This window comes from Halarsenatibacter silvermanii, from assembly GCF_900103135.1.
In the GTDB taxonomy this organism is placed as follows: Bacteria; Bacillota; Halanaerobiia; order Halanaerobiales; family Halarsenatibacteraceae; genus Halarsenatibacter; species Halarsenatibacter silvermanii.
Genome location: NZ_FNGO01000006.1, coordinates 45,349 through 63,110, shown reverse-complemented (window position 1 = coordinate 63,110; position 17,762 = coordinate 45,349). Strand labels below are relative to the sequence as shown.

Sequence of the window (17,762 nt, the reverse complement as noted above, 5' to 3'; positions counted from 1 at the left end):
CAGATTCCAGCACTTCTATCCAATTATTTAATTAAGGAGTGGGTTTAACCCACTCCTCTCCTGAGATCAAATAATAATTCCTGTTCAATGCATATTCCTTATTAATAATACCACAGCATTAACCAACATGCAAGGATTAAACCGCCGGCTTAGATCGGCAAAAGCAAGCTTTATTCGAAGAGCGAGAGCTGATTGTGTTCGGGCATGTTTTCGAATGTTCCGTTTTCCCGCAGAGATTCAACCACTGTGCTGGATACACCTGTTCTATTTACAAAGTTTTCCACGGACATAAACTCACCGTTCTTTCTGGCCTGCACTATATTCTCGGCGGCGGTCGATCCCAGGCCCTGCACGGCCACCAGAGGAGGTAAAAGCCTGTCATCCTCCTTGAGCTGGAAATCATTGAGTGCGGATTCATAAATATTGACCGGCAGAAATTCCAGCCCTCTGTTCATAGCTTCCACTATTATATGCAGAAGCGAGAGCTGGTTGTTTTCCTTGGGAGTTCTGTCGTTTCCTTTCTCCCTCAAACTATCAAGATGATCGAGCACATATTCATAACCGCGGTTTATCAGGCCCGCTTCATAACAGCTGGAATTATTGGAAAAGTAGGTGGCATAAAATTCTGCCGGATGATAAACCTTAAAATAGGCTATCCTGAAGGCCATCATGACATAGGCGGCAGCATGAGCTTTGGGAAACATGTATTTTATCTTTTCACATGACTCGATATACCAGTCGGGCACGCCGTGATCGACCAAAATCTGCCGCTGTTTATCGTTCAATCCCCGGCCCTTGCGCGCATCTTCCATTATCTCAAAACTTCTCTTTTCAGCGATTCCCTTCTGTATCAGATAATTCATTATATCATCCCTGACCGAGATAACATCCTTCAATTCCGCCGTGTTCGATCTGATCAGCTGGCGGGCGTTATTAAGCCAGACATCGGTTCCGTGAGATAGACCGCTTATTCTGACCAGTTCAGCGAAGGTATTCGGCCTGGTTTCGGTGAGCATCCCCCGTACAAAAGAAGTGCCGAATTCGGGCACGCCCAGAGTCCCCACCTCGAGATCAAGAGGGTTTTCCTCCATATCGAGCTCATCGATTCCGGAAAAGATCGACATGGTATTTTCATCATCCAGGCTGATCTCCAGCGGATCCTTGCCGGTCAAATCCTGTAGTTTTCTGATCGAGGTAGGATCATCATGCCCCAAAAGATCCAGCTTGAGAATGCGGCCGCTGATGGCATGGTAATCAAAATGGGTGGTCTTTACCCCGCTATCCTGATCGTTGGCAGGCCGCTGGACCGGGGTAAAATCGTGGATATCCATATCGCGCGGCACAACCATAAGCCCGCCAGGATGCTGACCGGTGGTTCTTTTCACGCCCGTGCAGCCGTCTACCAGTCTATTGATCTCCGTGCTGCGCTTTTCCAGATCCCGATCCTGTATATAGCCTTTGACGAATCCATAGGCGGTCCTGTCAGCTATGGTGGAAATTGTTCCAGCTCTAAAAACGTATTCCTCGCCGAAAAGCTTTTCCGTCTCGCGATGAATGGTGGATTGATATTCTCCAGAAAAATTCAGGTCTATGTCGGGAACTTTGTTGCCATCAAAACCCATGAATACTGGAAAAGGAATATCAAATCCATCAGCGTCCATCTCCTCTCCGCATTCAGGACAGGTTTTGTCTCCCAGGTCGACCCCGACTATATCCTCGCGCTCATCGACAAACTCCGCATGACAGCAGTCGGGACAGCGGTGATGCGGCGGCAGGGGGTTGACCTCTGTTATATCCATCATATAGGCAGCCAGAGAAGAACCGACCGATCCTCTGGACCCGACCAGATAACCGTCATCGAGCGATTTCTGTACCAGCTTATGAGATATGAGATAAATCACGGCATAACCGTTATCTATAATCGCCGAAAGCTCTTCTTCCAGCCTGATTTTTACGCGCTCAGGCAGCGGACTGCCGTAAAGCCGATGGGCTTTGGCAAAAGAATTCTCACGCACCTTCTCATCGGCATTTTCTATCTCCGGAGTATGCAGACCCTCAGGTATGGGGTTTAACCTTTCGATCATTCCGCTGATTTTTTTGGGATTTTCGATAACCACCTCGCGGCTGCGCTCCTCGCCCAGATAATCGCAGGCAGATAGCATCTCCTCTGTGGTCTTAAAATAAATGGGCGGCTGCTTATCAGCGTCGTCGAAATCCTGTCCGGCCTGAAGTATCTGCCGATAAATGGCATCCTCTTCATCGAGATAATGAGCATCGCTGGTTGCCACCACAGGTTTATCGAGCTTTTGGCCCAGCTCGTATATTTTCTCATTTATTTTTTTCAACTCCGCGAGGGAACTAACCCTGTCGGGAATCATAAATTTATTGTTGCCCGGCGGCTGAATTTCCAGATAATCATAAAAATCAGCTGTTTTTTTGAGCTCTCCCTCGCTTTTTTGCTGCAGAACCGCCTGAAACACCTCTCCCGCTTCGCAGGCTGATCCCACCAGCAGATTATCGCGAAACTTCTCCAGCTCGCTTTTTAGAATTCTGGGTTTGCCGTAAAAATTATGGATATGAGAGCGGGAAACAAGAAAATACAGATCTTTGAGTCCCGATTTGTTGCGGGCCAATAGCACCGCGTGCCGGTAATTTTGTTTTTTCCAGTCGATATTATCGGCCAGATCATTGATATCCCTGAGTTTTTCCGGGTTTGCCCGGGAGTTTTCAGCCCTGTCTAAAAGCCTGAGCAAAAGTCTGGCTGTGGCTTCCGCGTCTGTTTCAGCCCTGTGATGATCCTCGAGCTCAATTTCAAAATGATCGCAGAGTTTGTTTAATTTGTGACTTTTAAGCTCGGGCAGCAGGGCCCGGCTCAAAGCGAGCGTATCCAGCAGGGGCTTTCTGGGTATGCTGCAGTCAGATCGCAAACATTCCTGCCGCAAAAAAGAATAATCAAAATCCGCATTATGGGCCACCAGAACTGCGTCCTGACAGAAGGCCAGAAAATCCTCCAGCACCTCGTCCACGGTCGGGGCCCCTTTCAAATCAGCATTGCTGATACCGGTCAGATCCTCGATTTTGCCGGAGATAACCCTTTCCGGGTTGATCAGCTGAGAGTAGCTTTCGACTATCTCTCCATCTTCGACTCTTACCGCTCCTATTTCGATTATCCGATCCTGACTGCTCTCCAGACCGGTGGTCTCAAGATCGAAGATGACAAAGCTCAGCTCATTCAGCCTGGAATCCCCGGGGTTGACCACGATCTTCTCGCCGTCATCGACCAGATAAGCCTCCAGACCCATTATCAGCTTGATCTCTTCCTCTCTGGCGGCTTCATAGGCATCAGGAAAGGCCTGAACGACGCCATGATCGGTAACAGCCAGGGCCTCATGGCCCCAGCTGGATGCTCTTTTCACGGCTTTTTTCGCATCTATTACCGAGTCCATCTGGCTCATCTTTGTATGCAGATGCAGCTCGACTCTCTTTTCTTCGGCATTATCCTCCCGTTTTTGAGCGGGAATGAGATTGATATCGTCGGCCATCATGGTGGTCTCCCGGCTGTAACGATCATATTGAAGCTCGCCGGCTGCCCGAATGGTCTCACCCTCTTTCGGCAGGCGGGCAAATTCGCTCCCATCGTTCACAAAAACTTTTATCTTCAAAGAACTGATATAATCTGTCATAGAGAACATATAAAGAGTCTTGCCATTGCGGGTTTTACGGGAATCTACCTCGAAGAGCTCCCCTTCCACAACTGCGCTGCCCTCTTCGGGAATGTCATCGAGAGAAAATGTGCGCCTGTTATCGGATATTCTGCTGCCGAAGAGAACCATTTTTTTCTTCTGGCGCGAAGAGCCGTTATTTTTCCGGCCATTATTTTTCTTTTCAGAAGATCTTCTGCCCCTTTTCTGCTGGCTGCCAGCTTCTGAAGCTGAGCAGCTGCTTTTTTTCCGGGGAACAAAATCACCGTTTTTGAAATCTATCTCCTGGAGAGACTCTCCCGTGTACCGAGCGACTTTTTTTCTGAGATAATTGCGCAGCTCCCTGCAGTCAAGCGATTTACAGGCAAGGCTGCTCTCGCTTCTGACGATCAGCCTGCCATTTTCGTCCATTTCGGGCCGGGCTCTGGCAAACCAGCTGGTGGCAAAACCCAGCTCTTCAGGAAGACTTTTGGTCAGCTCGGGCCAGATCAATTCTATCTCCCGCTGCAGCTTCAAATTTGCGATCGTTTTTATCTGCCAGTTTGCTGAGACGGCTGATTTCTCAATTATTTCAACCAGTCTGCTGCGAATTTCCTCCAGCCTATCTGAATTGTATTTATCTCTGTCTTCCCCATCGCGAGCCATTATCAAAATCTCTTTTTTATCGCCGTCAACCACGATATATTTTACAGTTTTCTTCTCGCCGGGGAGTTTTAAAGCTCTGGACATCTGACTACCTCCAAATAATTTATAAAATCTACCTTTAGATATCTTCCAGCATCTCCGTGAGTCTTTCAGCCGCACCATCTCGATCGATATTGCACTGCTCGCCGCTCTCTCTGAACTCGACCTCTACTTTGCCCTCGGAAAGAGAACGGCTGCCGACTATAACCTGCAGAGGTATGCCGATCAGCTCGGCATCATTGAATTTGACTCCGGCTCGCTCATCTCTATCATCGAGCAGAGTTTCCACTCCTTCTGCCTGCAGCTCCTGATAGAGTTTTTTGGCTTCCTCTTCAACTTCGTCCGAATTTCCGAGCGCCAAAATTTCCACCTGGAAGGGAGCCAGCGGTTTCGGCCAGACAATACCCTTATCGTCATGGTTTTGTTCGATTGCGGCAGCAGCCAGACGCGAGATGCCTATGCCATAACTGCCCATCACTATAGGCTTTTCGCTGCCGTTTTCGTCGAGATATGTAGCGCCCATGCTCTCGCTATATTTGGTGCCCAGCTTGAAGATATGGCCGACCTCAATACCGGCTTTTATCTCGAGGCTGGCCCCGCATTTAGGGCAGGAATCTCCTTCTTTAACCTCTCTTAGATCGGTGTATTCCCGCAGGCCTTCGACATCGCGATCTATTTCGACGTTGATAAGATGATAATCGCGCTCATTTGCTCCGGTAACAGCACTGCTCATGTTTTGAATGCGCCGATCGGCAACTATTTCCACATCATCTTTGAGGTCAACAGGGCCTATAAAACCGGCGACACTGCCAAAGTGTTCGGAGAACTCTTCGGCCTCGGCCGGTCTGAGCGTCACAGCCTCGAAATAATTTCTGAGTTTTACTTCGTTTAACTGATCATCCCCGCGCACTAAAGCCACGACCGGTTTTTCATCGGCAAAATAGGCCATGGTCTTGACCATCTGGCTGGAGTCAACCTCCAGCATCGATTCCAGCTCTTCGATCGTGGTCGCCCCCGGTGTATGTACTTTTTCCAGAGATTCAGCTTTTTCAGCGCTTTCTTCCAGTTCAAAATCAGCAGTGGCCCGCTCGACATTGGCTGCATATTCGCATTCGGTGCAGAAGGCCAGATCATCCTCGCCGGAATCGGCCAGCACCATAAATTCATGTGAATCTTTGCCGCCCATGGCGCCGGTGTCAGCCTCTACAACCCGGGTATCGAGCCCGCAGCGTTCAAAAACGCGCGAGTAAGCTTCATACATATCCTGATAGCTTTCGTCCAGCCCTTCAAAATCGAGATCGAGACTGTAGGCATCCTTCATGATAAATTCACGGGCCCTCATGAGCCCAAATCGGGGCCTTATCTCGTCTCTGACCTTGGTCTGGATCTGATAGAGGTTATAGGGCAGCTTCTTATAGGATTTTATCTCATCTCTTATCAGGTCGGCAACCACCTCTTCGTGGGTGGGGCCCAGACAGTATTCTCTCTCCTGACGATCCTCAAATCTGATCATCAGGGGACCAAAATCCTCCCAGCGTTCGGATTCTTTCCAGATTTCAGACGTCTGCATGGCCGGCATCAAAAGCTCCTGACAGCCCTTGCGGTCCATTTCCTCTCTTACTATACTCTGAATTTTCTTGATAACCCTGTAACCCAGCGGCAGATAGCTATATACTCCGGCGGAAAGCTTGCGGATCATACCCGACCTGAGCATCAATCTGTGGCTGGGTATATGAGCATCAGCCGGTTCTTCCTTGAGCGTGGGAAGATAATATTCCGAAAGTTTCATCGATTTAATCACACTCCATTTGCTTTATTTCCTGGAGAAGAGCTTTGATCATCTCCTCCTCGGGAACTTTTTTGATTACCTCGCCTTCTTTAAAAATCAAACCTGTGCCGCGGCCGCCGGCCAGACCTATGTCAGCCTGAGAAGCTTCGCCGGGACCGTTGACCGAACAGCCCATGACAGCGACCTTCAGTTCGCTGGAAAAATTCTGCAGCGCTTTTTTTATCTCAGCGGCTATTTTTTCGATGTCTATCTCGGTCCTGCCGCAGGTAGGGCAGGATATAACCTCCGGCCCAAAACTGCGTTCACCCAGACTGGCAAGAATCTTGCGACCAACCTCGATCTCCCGCACCGGATCGCCGGTCAGGGAGATCCTCATCGTATCTCCAACACCGCGGCTTAAAAGACTGGCCATCCCCACCGCCGATTTGATCTCTCCGCTGCGGCCAAAACCGGCTTCGGTGATCCCTATATGGAGGGGGCAGTCGTATTTTTGGGCGAAAATAAGATTGGCAGCCGTGTTGGTGTTGACATCGGTGGATTTGAGGGAGACAAGATAGTCCTCAAATCCCAGCTCTTGCAAAAAATCCACCTGCCGGGCAGCGCTTTCAGCCATAGCTTCAGCCGTGGGGCCTCCGTGTTTTTCCCTGATCTCATCCTCCAGAGAACCGCTGTTGACGCCCACTCTGATCGGCGCCCCGCGATTTTGACAGGCCCTCACCACTTCCCTTACTTCCGATCTTCCCCCGATGTTGCCGGGGTTTATTCTGAGCCCGTCGATGCCGGCCTCAAGGGACTTTAAAGCCAGCCGATGGTTAAAATGAATATCGGCCATCAGCGGAACATCGACAGCCGAAGAGATAGAACTTAAAGCCCGGGCGGCCTCGCTGCTGGGAACGGCCAGTCTGATCAGTTCACAGCCCGCCTCATCCAGCTTTTTGATCTGGGCCAGAGTTTTTTCCACATCAGCGGTGCTGGTGGTGGTCATGGACTGGATAGAAACCGGATGATCACCACCAATTTTGAGATCACCTATTTCAACCGTTCTCACCCTGCGCTCTATTTTGAACTTTTCGGGTAATTTTTCGGATGAACTGAAGGGCATCCTTCCTCCTCCTATCGTTTATCGCAGTTCCAGCAGCGCTCATCACACCTATTTAGGTGTATATCGATGTTTTCATCCAGCTCCTCCATCCTGTCGATAGCCTCTTTTAGAGGAATCTCGGTGAGATGATGTCTGCCGCTTTCCTGTTCATCCAGGTCATCTGCTTCCATAACCAGCTTCTGCAGGGGGGTCAGCTCCAGGTTGGTATTTATGGGGCTGGAACCGCTGTGAAATAAAATAGCCAGAGCTATTTCTCTGGCCTTGCCGAGATGTTCTCCTTTGAGAGTGAGGAGCTCATGCGCCCTCTCAGCTCCCTTTATGGGATGTATATCGAAATAATCATAGGATTCAAAATCCCATTCCCCCTGCTTTTCCCAGTCAGTATGACCTATATCATGCAGCAGCGCTGCTTTGGTGGAGAGATCGGGACAGATATTGCGCTCCTTAGCCAGCTGAAAAGCATTTTCAGCCGCCACCACAGCATGATGAAAACCGGCCACACGCATATGCTTTAAAGTTACGCTGTCGGTTAGAAGAGATACCAGGGTGATGCGGGGCAGTTTCACTGATAAGTCCTCCCGACCATCAAGTATTTTTGGATCTTCTTGTTATCAGTTGCTGGATATCGTATAAGAAGGAGATCCATATTTTTCAACAATCCATCATTTAGAAAAAGGTTGTTATGATATCCTGATAGATGATGAAGATCATCAGCAGAATCAGCAGCACAAAACCAACCATGTGGACCCAGCCCTCTTTTTCCTGAGGAATTTTTTTGCCGCTGATCAACTCTGCCAGCACGAAGATGACTCTGCCGCCGTCGAGAGCCGGAAAGGGTATTAGATTAATGATAGCAAGGTTTATGCTTATGATTCCCAGCCAGTTGAGCACATTTTCCGGTCCGGTGCGGGCAGCCTGCCCCACTATCGAGGCTATCATTACCGGTCCGCCCAGCTCATCAGTGCTGGCCTGGCTTATTATATGAATGAAGCCGCGCACCGTCAGGACAACGACCTGGCCTGTCTGGGCCACCCCCCTGTGCACAGCGGTTATCGGGCCCACCCGCTCGCGGACAACCCGGGGCAGCACCCCGATCATTCCATATCCGGTTTCCTCGTCCAGCTCCGGGGTTACCTGTATCTCCTTGATTTCTTCATCCCGCTGCAGAGTAATATTTAATTCTTCGCCAGGGTTTTCTCGTATCATGTTGGTCATTTCCTGCCAGCTGCTCACCTCCTCGCCTTCGATGGCGAGGATCTCATCTCCGCCGCGGATACCGGACCTGGCCGCCGGTTCGCCGGGAAACATCTCACCCACCACGGCATCATGAGCATGTTCTACAGGAACTCCGTAAATTCCGAAGATGAGCACAAAGGCTAAAATGGCCAGGGCAACATTCATGAGCGGGCCGGCTACCAGCACCGCCAGCCTTTTAAGAGGAGATTTCTGAAAAAAGCAGCGCTCATTCTCTCTCGCTTCCTCATATATCTCCCGCTCTTCCTGATCGAGATCTTCCTTATCCACCGGCATCTCACCGGTCATACTGCAAAATCCGCCCAGAGGTATAATCCTGATAGAATAGCGGGTCTCTCCTTTTTTGCGGGATAAAAGCTTGGGTCCAAAACCGAGGGCGAATTCTTCGACCCGAATATCCATCCTGCGGGCCATTAAAAAATGGCCGAGCTCATGGACAAATATTAAAATTCCCAGAAATATAATAAAAGCGATGACAGTCGTTAACAATTTGCGATTACCTCCCTTGCTTCCTGACGAACCTGTCGGTCCAGCTCGAGAATTTCCCCGGCGGTTTTGAGATCAACCGGATCATGTTCTGCCAGCATAGTTTCTATCACTGCGGGTATCCTCATAAAATTGAGATTTTCATCCAAAAAGGCTGCTACCGCCATCTCGTTGGCAGCATTCAAAACGACGGGATATCCCTTCTCCCTGCGGCCGCTCTCATAGGCCAGATCAAGACAGGGAAAAGTGCTGCGGTCAGGCTTTTTAAAACTCAGTTCGCGGCCGAAAAGATCGAAATCAGATGAACTTTCACTTCTGTCAGGATAACTGATCACATATTCTATAGGTTTTTTCATATCCGGAGCGCCCAGCTCAGCCTGAAAAGTATTATCTGTCAGCTCGATCAAAGAGTGGACAATGCTTTCAGGATGAACCATTACGTCTATTTTATCATAGTTAAAATCAAATAACCAGCGGGCTTCAATGACCTCAAGCCCCTTGTTCATAAGGGTAGCTGAGTCAATGGTTATTTTGCTGCCCATATCCCAGTTGGGGTGATCTAAAGCTTCGGCAACATCGACGTCTGCCAGTTGAGATCGGGAATACCCGTGAAAGGGCCCGCCCGAGGCTGTGAGGACCAGCCGGCGCACCTCTCCGCTATTTTTTCCTTCCAGCAGCTGAAAAATAGCGTTGTGTTCGCTGTCTACCGGCAGAAGTTCAGCATCTTTTTTATCTGCAGCCTGAGAGATCAAGCTGCCGCCCGTGACCAGGCTCTCCTTATTTGCCAGGCCCAGCCTCTGTCCCGATCTCAAAGCTTTCAGAGTCGGTTTGAGCCCGGCAGCTCCCATGATAGCATTTATGACCAGATCGGCCTCAGCCAGCCCGGCCAGCCTGTTGTATCCCGGCTCGCCGGCCAGCACCTCGAGATTATCTATTTTTGCTCTCTTCTCCAGTGAGTGAGCTTTTTCTTCGCTGATTGCGGCAGCGTATTTCGGCTGAAAACGATTAATTATTTCCAGCAAACCCTCTATATCGCTGCAGCAGCTGGCAGCCAGAAGCGACCAATCATCTTTTTTAGCTAAAATTTCCAGAGTCTGTTCACCGATTGAACCGGTAGCACCCAGCAGAACGAGTTTTTTCAATATTCTTCTGCCTCCCAGAAAGGAATTAAGCCGGCACGGGCTGAAGTTTTTACCAGTACCAGCAGTACCGGACCGGCCAATAAACCTATAACCCCCAGCAGTCTAAAACCGGCAAAAAGCGACATCAGAGTGGCCAGCGGGTGAATCCCGATATTCCCTCCGATAATCTGTCCTTCAGCGGCTGAACGCACTCCGGTCAGTGTCAGATGAATGGCTATCAACCCGACGGCGGTGCCGATACTCCCGGTTAAAACACTGAAAACAGCCCAGGGGTAGAAGATTAGTGCCGGACCTATAATAGGGATCAGATCGAGCACAGCAGCCATAACCGCCAGCGACAGGGCATACTCGCTGTCCATGATAAATAAGCCTATGCCGGTAATAGTTCCCGAAATAGATATCAGGATCAGCTGAGCCTTGATATAACCGAGAGCTGACTCCGAGAGTTCCTGTTTAAATCTCGTCACTCTCTCCTCCCATTCATCGGGAAACAGCTTATAAACCATGCGGTCGATTCTATCTTTATCCTTGCTGAGATAAAAGGTTGCCACTATGCTCAAAAACAGAATTACAAGCACCATCGGCAGTCTGCTGATAGCATTCAGAGTATAATTGGCAATCTCCAGCACTCCAGAACGAACGGTGGAGAAAATTATCTGTATATTATCCTCTATAGCATCTAGGATGGTATCGGAGATCTCAAAACTTTCCAGCAGCTCCCTCCAGTCGCCCTCAAACTGCAGCTGTTCAACCAGTGTCTCATATTCGGGCAGAGTGACTATTATCTGATTGACCTCGACATAAAGCCGCGAAACTCCTAACACCAAAAGAAGCACCAGCACTCCCACCAAAACGGCCAGCACCAGCAGTGTGGCCGCCGTTCTGCCTCCGGGAATTTTCGCCTCCAGGCCGGTGACGGCGGGATCGATAAGTTTGGCCAGAATCAGAGCGATAATAAAGGGGGCAAAAAGCATAAAAAGAAAACGGATTACGAACAGTCCGGCCAGCAGTATGAGTACAGTTATGAGCATCTGACGAATCGTTCTATCCATAATAATTACCTCGCTTATTTCGTTCTAAAAACGTTCTATCCGGCACTTTTTTGGCCGGCAGAAACTCATAATAAAAATAAGAACAAAAAATAGGCGCTGGGTGCGGAAAAAAGCAGGCTGTCGAATCTATCCAGCACGCCCCCGTGGCCGGGGATTATTTCGCCGGTATCATCAGCCCCCGCATCTCTTTTCAGGCAGGAGGCAAAAAGATCTCCCAGAATAGACACCGCTGCCAGCAGAAAAGCCAGCGGAATCCAGAGCGGCCTGAAAATGCCTAAAATCAGGGTATAAATCGAAACCAGAAGCAGGGAGAGCATAAGTCCGCCCAGCGCTCCTGCGATCGTCTTGTTGGGTGAAATTTTCGGAGCCAGCTTTTTTCTGCCCAGAGCTCTTCCTACAAAATAAGCCCCGGTGTCACTGGCCCAGGTAGCTATCAGCACAAACCAGAGAGCTCGGGCCTGCGCCAGGGGGGCTGCAGAAAAGTCCCGCAGCAGGCTGAGAAAGAAAAATCCTCCCCCCAGATAAATCAGCCCGAAAAATCGGACGGGAAGTTTCAAAAGAATGCCCTCATAGCTAAAATTTATTATCTGCAGTATATAGAGCAGAAAAAAGGAGAGAAATAAGACCAGCGCTGCCAGAATCAACCCTGATGAGAGCCGTGCGGAAAAATAAAGGGCAAAGATGAAAGTAAGGCTCAAAGCCGGCAGCAGCAGCTGGTTATCATCCTCTTTTGAGGGCAGCAGACGATGATATTCAACTGCTCCCACCACCGTCAACAGGGCGGAAAGCAGAAAAAAAGGCAGCGATCCTGCATAAACTATCGCTATCAAAAAAGAAATCCCGGCGATTCCGCTTCCAACCCGCTTGATAAGCATCTCTGCATCAGCTCCCTTCGTCAGGAACCCGGCCAAAACGGCGGGAACGCTCGTTGAAATCGGCAACGGCTTTCTCAAGATCTTCACTATCGAAATCAGGCCAGAGTGTCGGGGTGAAATAAAGCTCGGCATAGATCAGCTGCCAGAGCAAAAAGTTGGAAATTCTTTTCTCGCCTCCGGTGCGGATAAGAAGGTCGACATCAGGCATCCCGGGATCGTAAAAACTTTCGGCAAAGGTATTTTCATCAAGGGCTGCGGCGGCTTTTTGGATATCATCGAAATTTTTCATATGGTTTTTGGCCGCATCTATTATCTCTTTTCTGCCGCCGTAATTGAAGGCCACTGTCAGGCGGAGGCCATCATTATCCTTCGATACTTCTTCAATCCTCTCGATAGCCTGTTTCAAATCCCGGGAAAGCTCTTCCCTGCGGCCGATAAATTTGATGATAAAATCCTCTTCTTCCTGCAGTTTATCGAGTTCCTCATTGACAGTCTCCTGGAGAAGTTCAAATAAAAACTCCACCTCGGAGCTGGGTCGAGCCCAGTTCTCCGTGGAAAAGGCAAAAACAGTTAAATATTCCACCCCCAGGTCTGCAGCAGCTCTGGCTGTCCTTTCCAGCGCCTTAACCCCCTGATCGTGTCCAAAGGTGCGGGGACGGCTGCGGCTTCGGGCCCAGCGGCCGTTTCCATCCATTATTATAGCAATATGTCCAGGCGGCTTCATAGCTTTCCTCCTAAAAATAATCATCCCCTCCGGAGAGGGGTGATCTGCAGAATTTAAGGATAATTTTCAATGCAGTAATAAATCTGTAAAACCTTGCTCTCCTGCTCCCGGGAATATTTTATATTGAGGACCCGGGCAGGTCCCTTTCCTGCATTTTTGTCGGGAGGTTTTACCTCTATCAGCCTGTAAAGTATGTCCTCTTCCAGCCGGGGAAGAAAATCGGCCAGCCTGCCGCCCTGATATTTATGTTTATATTCTCTCAGGGTTTTTTCATCTAAAGGCTGCATGCAGCAGTTAAACCTCCATTATTCTTTCTTTTTTCTCCTCCAGCATCTCATCTATCCTATCTATATATTGATCGTGAAGTTCCTGCATGTTCTCCTCGCCACGATAATAATTATCCTCGGATATCTCGCTTTCATCCTCTAAAAGTTCGAGTTCCTCGATACCTTCCCTGCGAATTTCCCTGATTGAGACGCGGGCTTCTTCAGCTTTTTCGCTGGCAAGTTTGGAAAGCTGATTTCTTCTCTCCTCGGTCAATTTGGGAATATTGATCCTGATGACATTGCCGTCATTGTTGGGGTTAAAACCTAAGTCTTCTTTCATAATGGCCTTCTCAATATTTTCAATCACGCTTTTATCCCAGGGCTCGATCACCAGAAGTCTGGCTTCAGGTGCGGAAATTTTGGCCATCTGGTTGAGCGGTGTTTTTTCTCCGTAATAATTAACCACGATATCCTCGACCAGCGAGGGTCGAGCTCTGCCGGTCTGAATATTTTTGAACTCATTTTCCAGATCCTCGATGACCTCCTGCATTTTTTCTTCCGCTTCGGCTTCAACCTGTCCAATCATTGAATTAAACCCCCTTTGAAGATATTCACCTGACGTATGTTCCTATCTCATCCCCTTTTACCGCTCTGACAATATTCCCATCTTCTTTTACTCCAAATACTATCAGAGGAATTTCATTATCCATGCAGAGCGAAATCGCGGTAGAATCCATAACTTCCAGAGATCGGTTAAGAACGTCTATATAGGCCAGCTCCTCAAATTTGATGGCATCAGGATTGACGACGGGATCGGAGTCATAGACGCCGTCAACATTTTTGGCCATCAATATTGCCTCAGCGGAAATCTCAGCTGCTCTCAAAGCCGCGGTGGTATCTGTAGAAAAATAGGGATTTCCGGTTCCGGCGGCAAAAATTACCACTCTGCCCTTCTCTAAGTGTCTTATTGCTCTTCTTCTGATGTAAGGTTCGGCCACCTGCCGCATCTCGATTGCCGATTGAACCCTTACTTCCAGACCCAGCGACTCGATAGCATCCTGCAGGGCTAAAGCATTGATAACTGTGGCCAGCATCCCCATATAATCAGCAGTTCCCCTGTCCATGCCGCGGGCGCTGCCGGCTACACCCCTAAAAATATTTCCGCCACCAACAACTATAGCCAGCTCTACGTTTGTCTTATCGACAACATTGTAGATTTCCCGGGCCAGTCTCTGAATCGTGTTCGGTTCGATTCCAAAACCGCTCTCAGCCACCAGAGCTTCTCCGCTGATTTTGAGCAGAACCCGGGAGTAAGCAGACGAACCTCCCCTGTCGCTGCTGGTCTCTTCCTCTTTTTGTTCCAGCTCGTTCTCTTCAGCCATCTGTAAACCTCCGTGAACTTAGATATTTTTATAAAAAACTGCAGTTATACAAAAGAGAACACAGGGAGCTGTGTTCTCTTTTGTATCACCGTTTATTTATCCTCAACCTGTGCTTTTACTTCTTCGGCAAAATCCTCATCATCTGTATCGAGCCCTTCGCCCACCTCGTAGCGGACAAAGTTTTCGACCTCCAGTCCTGCCTCTTCCAGATATTCGGCCACGTTCATATCGGGATCACGAACATACTCCTGCTCCAGAAGGCAAATCTGCGTATAGAATTTATCGATCTTTCCCTCTACTATATCATCGATGATATGTTCAGGCTTGCCCTCATTTATCATCTGTTCTCGATAAACCTTCTTTTCCCTTTCAATATCCTCCTCGGCGACTTCGTCTCTATCGATATATTTAGGAGCCGAGGCGGCTATATGCATGGCTATATTTTTGGCAGCCTGCAGATCTTCTTCGCCGGAGACCTCGACCAGCGTGCCGATCTGGCCTCCCTGGTGCAGATATCCTACCAAAAATCCATCTGTTTCAATGCGCTCAAAGCGTCTGAGCCTGATATTTTCACCCATGCTGGCTGCTACTTCCCGGATTTTTTCATCGACTGTAAGCTCTTCATCCCAGTCCTCTTCCAGAAAATCAGCGACTTCACAGGCCGAACTCTCGAAAAGCTGACCGGAAAGTTCTTCTACCAGCTCGACGAATTCGTCGTTGCGGGCGACAAAATCGGTCTCGCTGTTAACCTCACAAACAAGACCGGTCTTTTTATCTTCGGCAACTTCGACCTCGACCAGACCCTCTGCAGCTACCTTATCGCGGCTGGCTGCTTCGGCCATGCCTTTTTCTCGCAGGTAATCTATAGCTGCTTCTATCTCTCCATCTTTCTCCTGAAGAGCTTCCTTGCAGTCCATGACTCCTGCTCCGGTCCGTTCTCGCAGTTTTTTAATTTCATCCATGCCAAAATCTGCCATCTTGATTACCTCCCTGACTTTATTCACGTTTAAAAGCCCGGCTGCAGGAGCAGATGCAGCCGGAACTTTTTACGTTATTCTGATATTATTTATTCTGCTTCGGCCTTCTCTTTTTCAGCTTCATCGCTCTCTTCCCGGTCCTCAGCCTGCTCTTCCCGGGCTGATTCCGGCTGGGGCTCATCTGAATTGCGCCCCTGTTTACCGGCCAAAACTGCATCGGCAATCCGACTGGTCAAAAGTTTGACGGCTCTGATAGCGTCATCATTGCCGGGAATGACATAATCGACCAGATCGGGATCGGAATTGCTGTCGACTATGGCCACTAAGGGAATGTTGAGCTTATTGGCCTCATCAACTGCTATCGATTCCTTGCGGCAATCAGTTATAAAGACTACATCGGGAAGACCATCCATATGACGGATGCCACCCAGATTGCGCTCAAGTTTTTCGTGCTCGCGCTCGAGCTCTATAACCTCTTTGTTGGGAAGCACCTCAAAAAGACCGTCCTCTTCCATCTGTTCGATCTCTTCTAAACGGTCGATTCTTTTCTTGATGGTCTCGTAATTGGTGAGCATACCTCCCAGCCAGCGCTGATTCACATAGGGCATGCCGCACCTTTCAGCTTCGGTTCTGACAGTTTCCTGAGCCTGCCGCTTGGTGCCCACAAAGAGTATGGTTTTACCCTTACTGGCCTCTTTTCTGACGAACTCATAAGCCTCATCCATCAGGGATACCGTCTGCTGGAGATCGATGATGTATATCCCGTTCCGTTCGGTGAACAGATAGGATTCCATCTTGGGATTCCAGCGTCGGGTCTGATGGCCGAAGTGAACACCCGATTCAAGCAGCTCTTTCATGTTGACTACTGACATATAATTGCTGCACCTCCTTCCCTGGTTAAACCTCCGCCCGCTTCCTATCCTGAATTATCCCTCAATATCTTGAGGGCTGCAACCAGCTATAGGCTGGCACCCGCAGCAGGATCCACGAGCGTGTGTGCTGTAGATTTTTGCAACTTTTTTTTGCCTAATTCGAAGTATAACATAAAGATTTAGCTATATCAATAAAAAAAACGGAGGCAAAAAGATTGAGAAATGATCAAAAGGTTGCATAAAATCAGACGTATTATTAAACCGGGATTTTCTTGTATCCAGTTGGTTAATAGTTGTGTAAAACCTCATTATCTATCAACTGATAACAAGAAGATCCTTAAACCGTTTTAAAGCGAGAGTTCATCCCGCTGGTGTGAGGTGATGATGACCTCGCCGGTGCTGGTATAAAACTCCATGGTTCGGCCGAAATTTTCACCGACATCTTTTCCCAGAATATCGATATTCAAATCATCGAGAACCGACTCCACCTTTTTGATATTGCGCCGACCTACATCCAGAGAGGAATTCTCCGAAACAGAAAACATGGAAGCCCCCCCGGCTATTTTAGCCTCGAAACGCCGGCGGGAAGCGCCTTTTTTCTCCATCTCCTCGACCAGCAGGGGAAGCCCGGTATCGGCATATTTTGCCGGTTTTAAATTCTTCTTGTTCTCGGGCAGCATTATATGGACCATACCGCCCAGTTTTTTCCGGGGATCGAAAAGGGTAATCCCCAGACAGGATCCCAGGCCTATGGTCACGATTTTGTCCGGGCTGCTGCCTATTCCATATTCGGCCATTCTCACCTTTATGTTTTCTCCATCCATCAGAAATCAAATCCCAGTGAAGAAAGAATTTTCCTTAAAGAATCACCGTGAGGTATCAGCATAAGATAGCTATCTATCTCCTCTCCTCCCTCGACAAACTGAGTTTCTATAACCATGGTGTAATCGCTGGTCTTGCCCACGGGAACTAAAGTGGTGCTGATAATTGCTCCCGCCATATCCACGGCAAACTCAGGTACGGACTGCACGAGATTGAAACCGGTCATTTTGTTGAGAGAGTTGAGGTAAGAACCGCTTAAAATATTCACGAGCTCCTTGAGGGCAGAGGAGTCTATCTCATCGAGATCCTCGAAGTCGACATCCTTGTCAGCCACCATGGAGACAAGCCTTTCCACGCTTTCGCCTCCGGCCATAAACAAAATGGTGGCAGGAGCATCGCCCATGACCTTCAACCTGATCCCGGCAACCCTCTCAGCACTGTCACCGGTCAGTTCGTGTGCTTCAGAGAGGGGAATTATGTTGACAGAAGGAACGGTCATGTCAACTCTTCTATCGAGAAACTGGGCGAAGGCGGTAGCGGCATTGCCGGCCCCGATATTACCTATTTCTTTCAGCGCATCTAGTTCCTGTTCTTCCAGGTTTTTCAGCAGATCGTCAGCCAATGCTTATTCCTC

16 protein-coding genes are annotated in these 17,762 nt (G+C 48.9%); all 16 read right to left on the bottom strand.

Annotated elements, in window-relative coordinates; genetic code table 11:
• Nucleotides 1-170: 170 nt before the first annotated feature.
• The 16 genes from BLT15_RS04580 to BLT15_RS04505 all read right to left on the bottom strand — a co-directional run bounded on the left by BLT15_RS04580 (nucleotide 171) and on the right by BLT15_RS04505 (nucleotide 17,750).
• Nucleotides 171-4,430, bottom strand: a complete 4,260-nt coding sequence (locus BLT15_RS04580; RefSeq protein ID WP_089759132.1) for a PolC-type DNA polymerase III — start codon at nucleotides 4,428-4,430, stop codon at nucleotides 171-173.
• A gap of 34 nt (nucleotides 4,431-4,464) precedes the next feature.
• Nucleotides 4,465-6,174, bottom strand: coding sequence for a proline--tRNA ligase (locus BLT15_RS04575; RefSeq protein ID WP_089759130.1), 1,710 nt, complete (start codon nucleotides 6,172-6,174; stop codon nucleotides 4,465-4,467).
• Nucleotides 6,175-6,178: 4 nt separating this feature from the next.
• Complete coding sequence (gene ispG, locus BLT15_RS04570; protein WP_089759128.1) at nucleotides 6,179-7,276, bottom strand: flavodoxin-dependent (E)-4-hydroxy-3-methylbut-2-enyl-diphosphate synthase; 1,098 nt, start codon at nucleotides 7,274-7,276, stop codon at nucleotides 6,179-6,181.
• Nucleotides 7,277-7,287: 11 nt separating this feature from the next.
• On the bottom strand, nucleotides 7,288-7,842 hold the full coding sequence (locus tag BLT15_RS04565; protein ID WP_234985509.1) for an HD domain-containing protein: 555 nt from the start codon (nucleotides 7,840-7,842) through the stop codon (nucleotides 7,288-7,290).
• Between the two features lie 100 nt (nucleotides 7,843-7,942).
• Nucleotides 7,943-9,019: an RIP metalloprotease RseP gene (gene rseP / locus BLT15_RS04560; RefSeq protein ID WP_089759125.1), complete on the bottom strand. Its 1,077-nt coding sequence runs from the start codon at nucleotides 9,017-9,019 to the stop codon at nucleotides 7,943-7,945.
• Nucleotides 9,013-10,158: a 1-deoxy-D-xylulose-5-phosphate reductoisomerase gene (gene dxr / locus BLT15_RS04555; protein WP_234985508.1), complete on the bottom strand. Its 1,146-nt coding sequence runs from the start codon at nucleotides 10,156-10,158 to the stop codon at nucleotides 9,013-9,015. Before dxr ends, rseP begins: the two co-directional genes overlap by 7 nt.
• Nucleotides 10,155-11,210, bottom strand: coding sequence for a sporulation integral membrane protein YtvI (ytvI, locus tag BLT15_RS04550; RefSeq protein ID WP_089759121.1), 1,056 nt, complete (start codon nucleotides 11,208-11,210; stop codon nucleotides 10,155-10,157). Before ytvI ends, dxr begins: the two co-directional genes overlap by 4 nt.
• Before the next feature lie 65 nt (nucleotides 11,211-11,275).
• Nucleotides 11,276-12,085, bottom strand: a complete 810-nt coding sequence (locus tag BLT15_RS04545) for a phosphatidate cytidylyltransferase (RefSeq protein WP_089759120.1) — start codon at nucleotides 12,083-12,085, stop codon at nucleotides 11,276-11,278.
• Between the two features lie 7 nt (nucleotides 12,086-12,092).
• Nucleotides 12,093-12,809, bottom strand: coding sequence for a polyprenyl diphosphate synthase (gene uppS, locus BLT15_RS04540; RefSeq protein ID WP_089759118.1), 717 nt, complete (start codon nucleotides 12,807-12,809; stop codon nucleotides 12,093-12,095).
• 53 nt (nucleotides 12,810-12,862) lie between these two features.
• The gene (locus BLT15_RS04535) at nucleotides 12,863-13,096 is read right to left on the bottom strand and encodes a hypothetical protein (protein WP_089759116.1); all 234 of its coding nucleotides are present in this window, start codon (nucleotides 13,094-13,096) and stop codon (nucleotides 12,863-12,865) included.
• Nucleotides 13,097-13,103: 7 nt separating this feature from the next.
• Entirely contained in the window at nucleotides 13,104-13,661 is a 558-nt protein-coding gene (frr, locus tag BLT15_RS04530) for a ribosome recycling factor (RefSeq protein ID WP_089759114.1), read from the bottom strand.
• A 25-nt stretch (nucleotides 13,662-13,686) separates the two neighbouring features.
• Nucleotides 13,687-14,457 (bottom strand): UMP kinase, encoded by a 771-nt coding sequence (gene pyrH, locus BLT15_RS04525; protein WP_089759112.1) that lies wholly within the window; start codon nucleotides 14,455-14,457, stop codon nucleotides 13,687-13,689.
• Between the two features lie 92 nt (nucleotides 14,458-14,549).
• Nucleotides 14,550-15,434 (bottom strand): translation elongation factor Ts, encoded by an 885-nt coding sequence (gene tsf / locus BLT15_RS04520; RefSeq protein WP_234985507.1) that lies wholly within the window; start codon nucleotides 15,432-15,434, stop codon nucleotides 14,550-14,552.
• A gap of 89 nt (nucleotides 15,435-15,523) precedes the next feature.
• Nucleotides 15,524-16,306 carry a 30S ribosomal protein S2 gene (gene rpsB / locus BLT15_RS04515; RefSeq protein WP_089759110.1) on the bottom strand — a complete coding sequence of 261 codons (783 nt, stop codon included), beginning with the start codon at nucleotides 16,304-16,306 and terminating at the stop codon, nucleotides 15,524-15,526.
• A 347-nt stretch (nucleotides 16,307-16,653) separates the two neighbouring features.
• Complete coding sequence (locus BLT15_RS04510; protein WP_089759108.1) at nucleotides 16,654-17,130, bottom strand: chemotaxis protein CheD; 477 nt, start codon at nucleotides 17,128-17,130, stop codon at nucleotides 16,654-16,656.
• Nucleotides 17,130-17,750, bottom strand: coding sequence for a chemotaxis protein CheC (locus tag BLT15_RS04505; RefSeq protein WP_089759106.1), 621 nt, complete (start codon nucleotides 17,748-17,750; stop codon nucleotides 17,130-17,132). Before BLT15_RS04505 ends, BLT15_RS04510 begins: the two co-directional genes overlap by 1 nt.
• Between the last annotated feature and the right edge of the window lie 12 nt (nucleotides 17,751-17,762).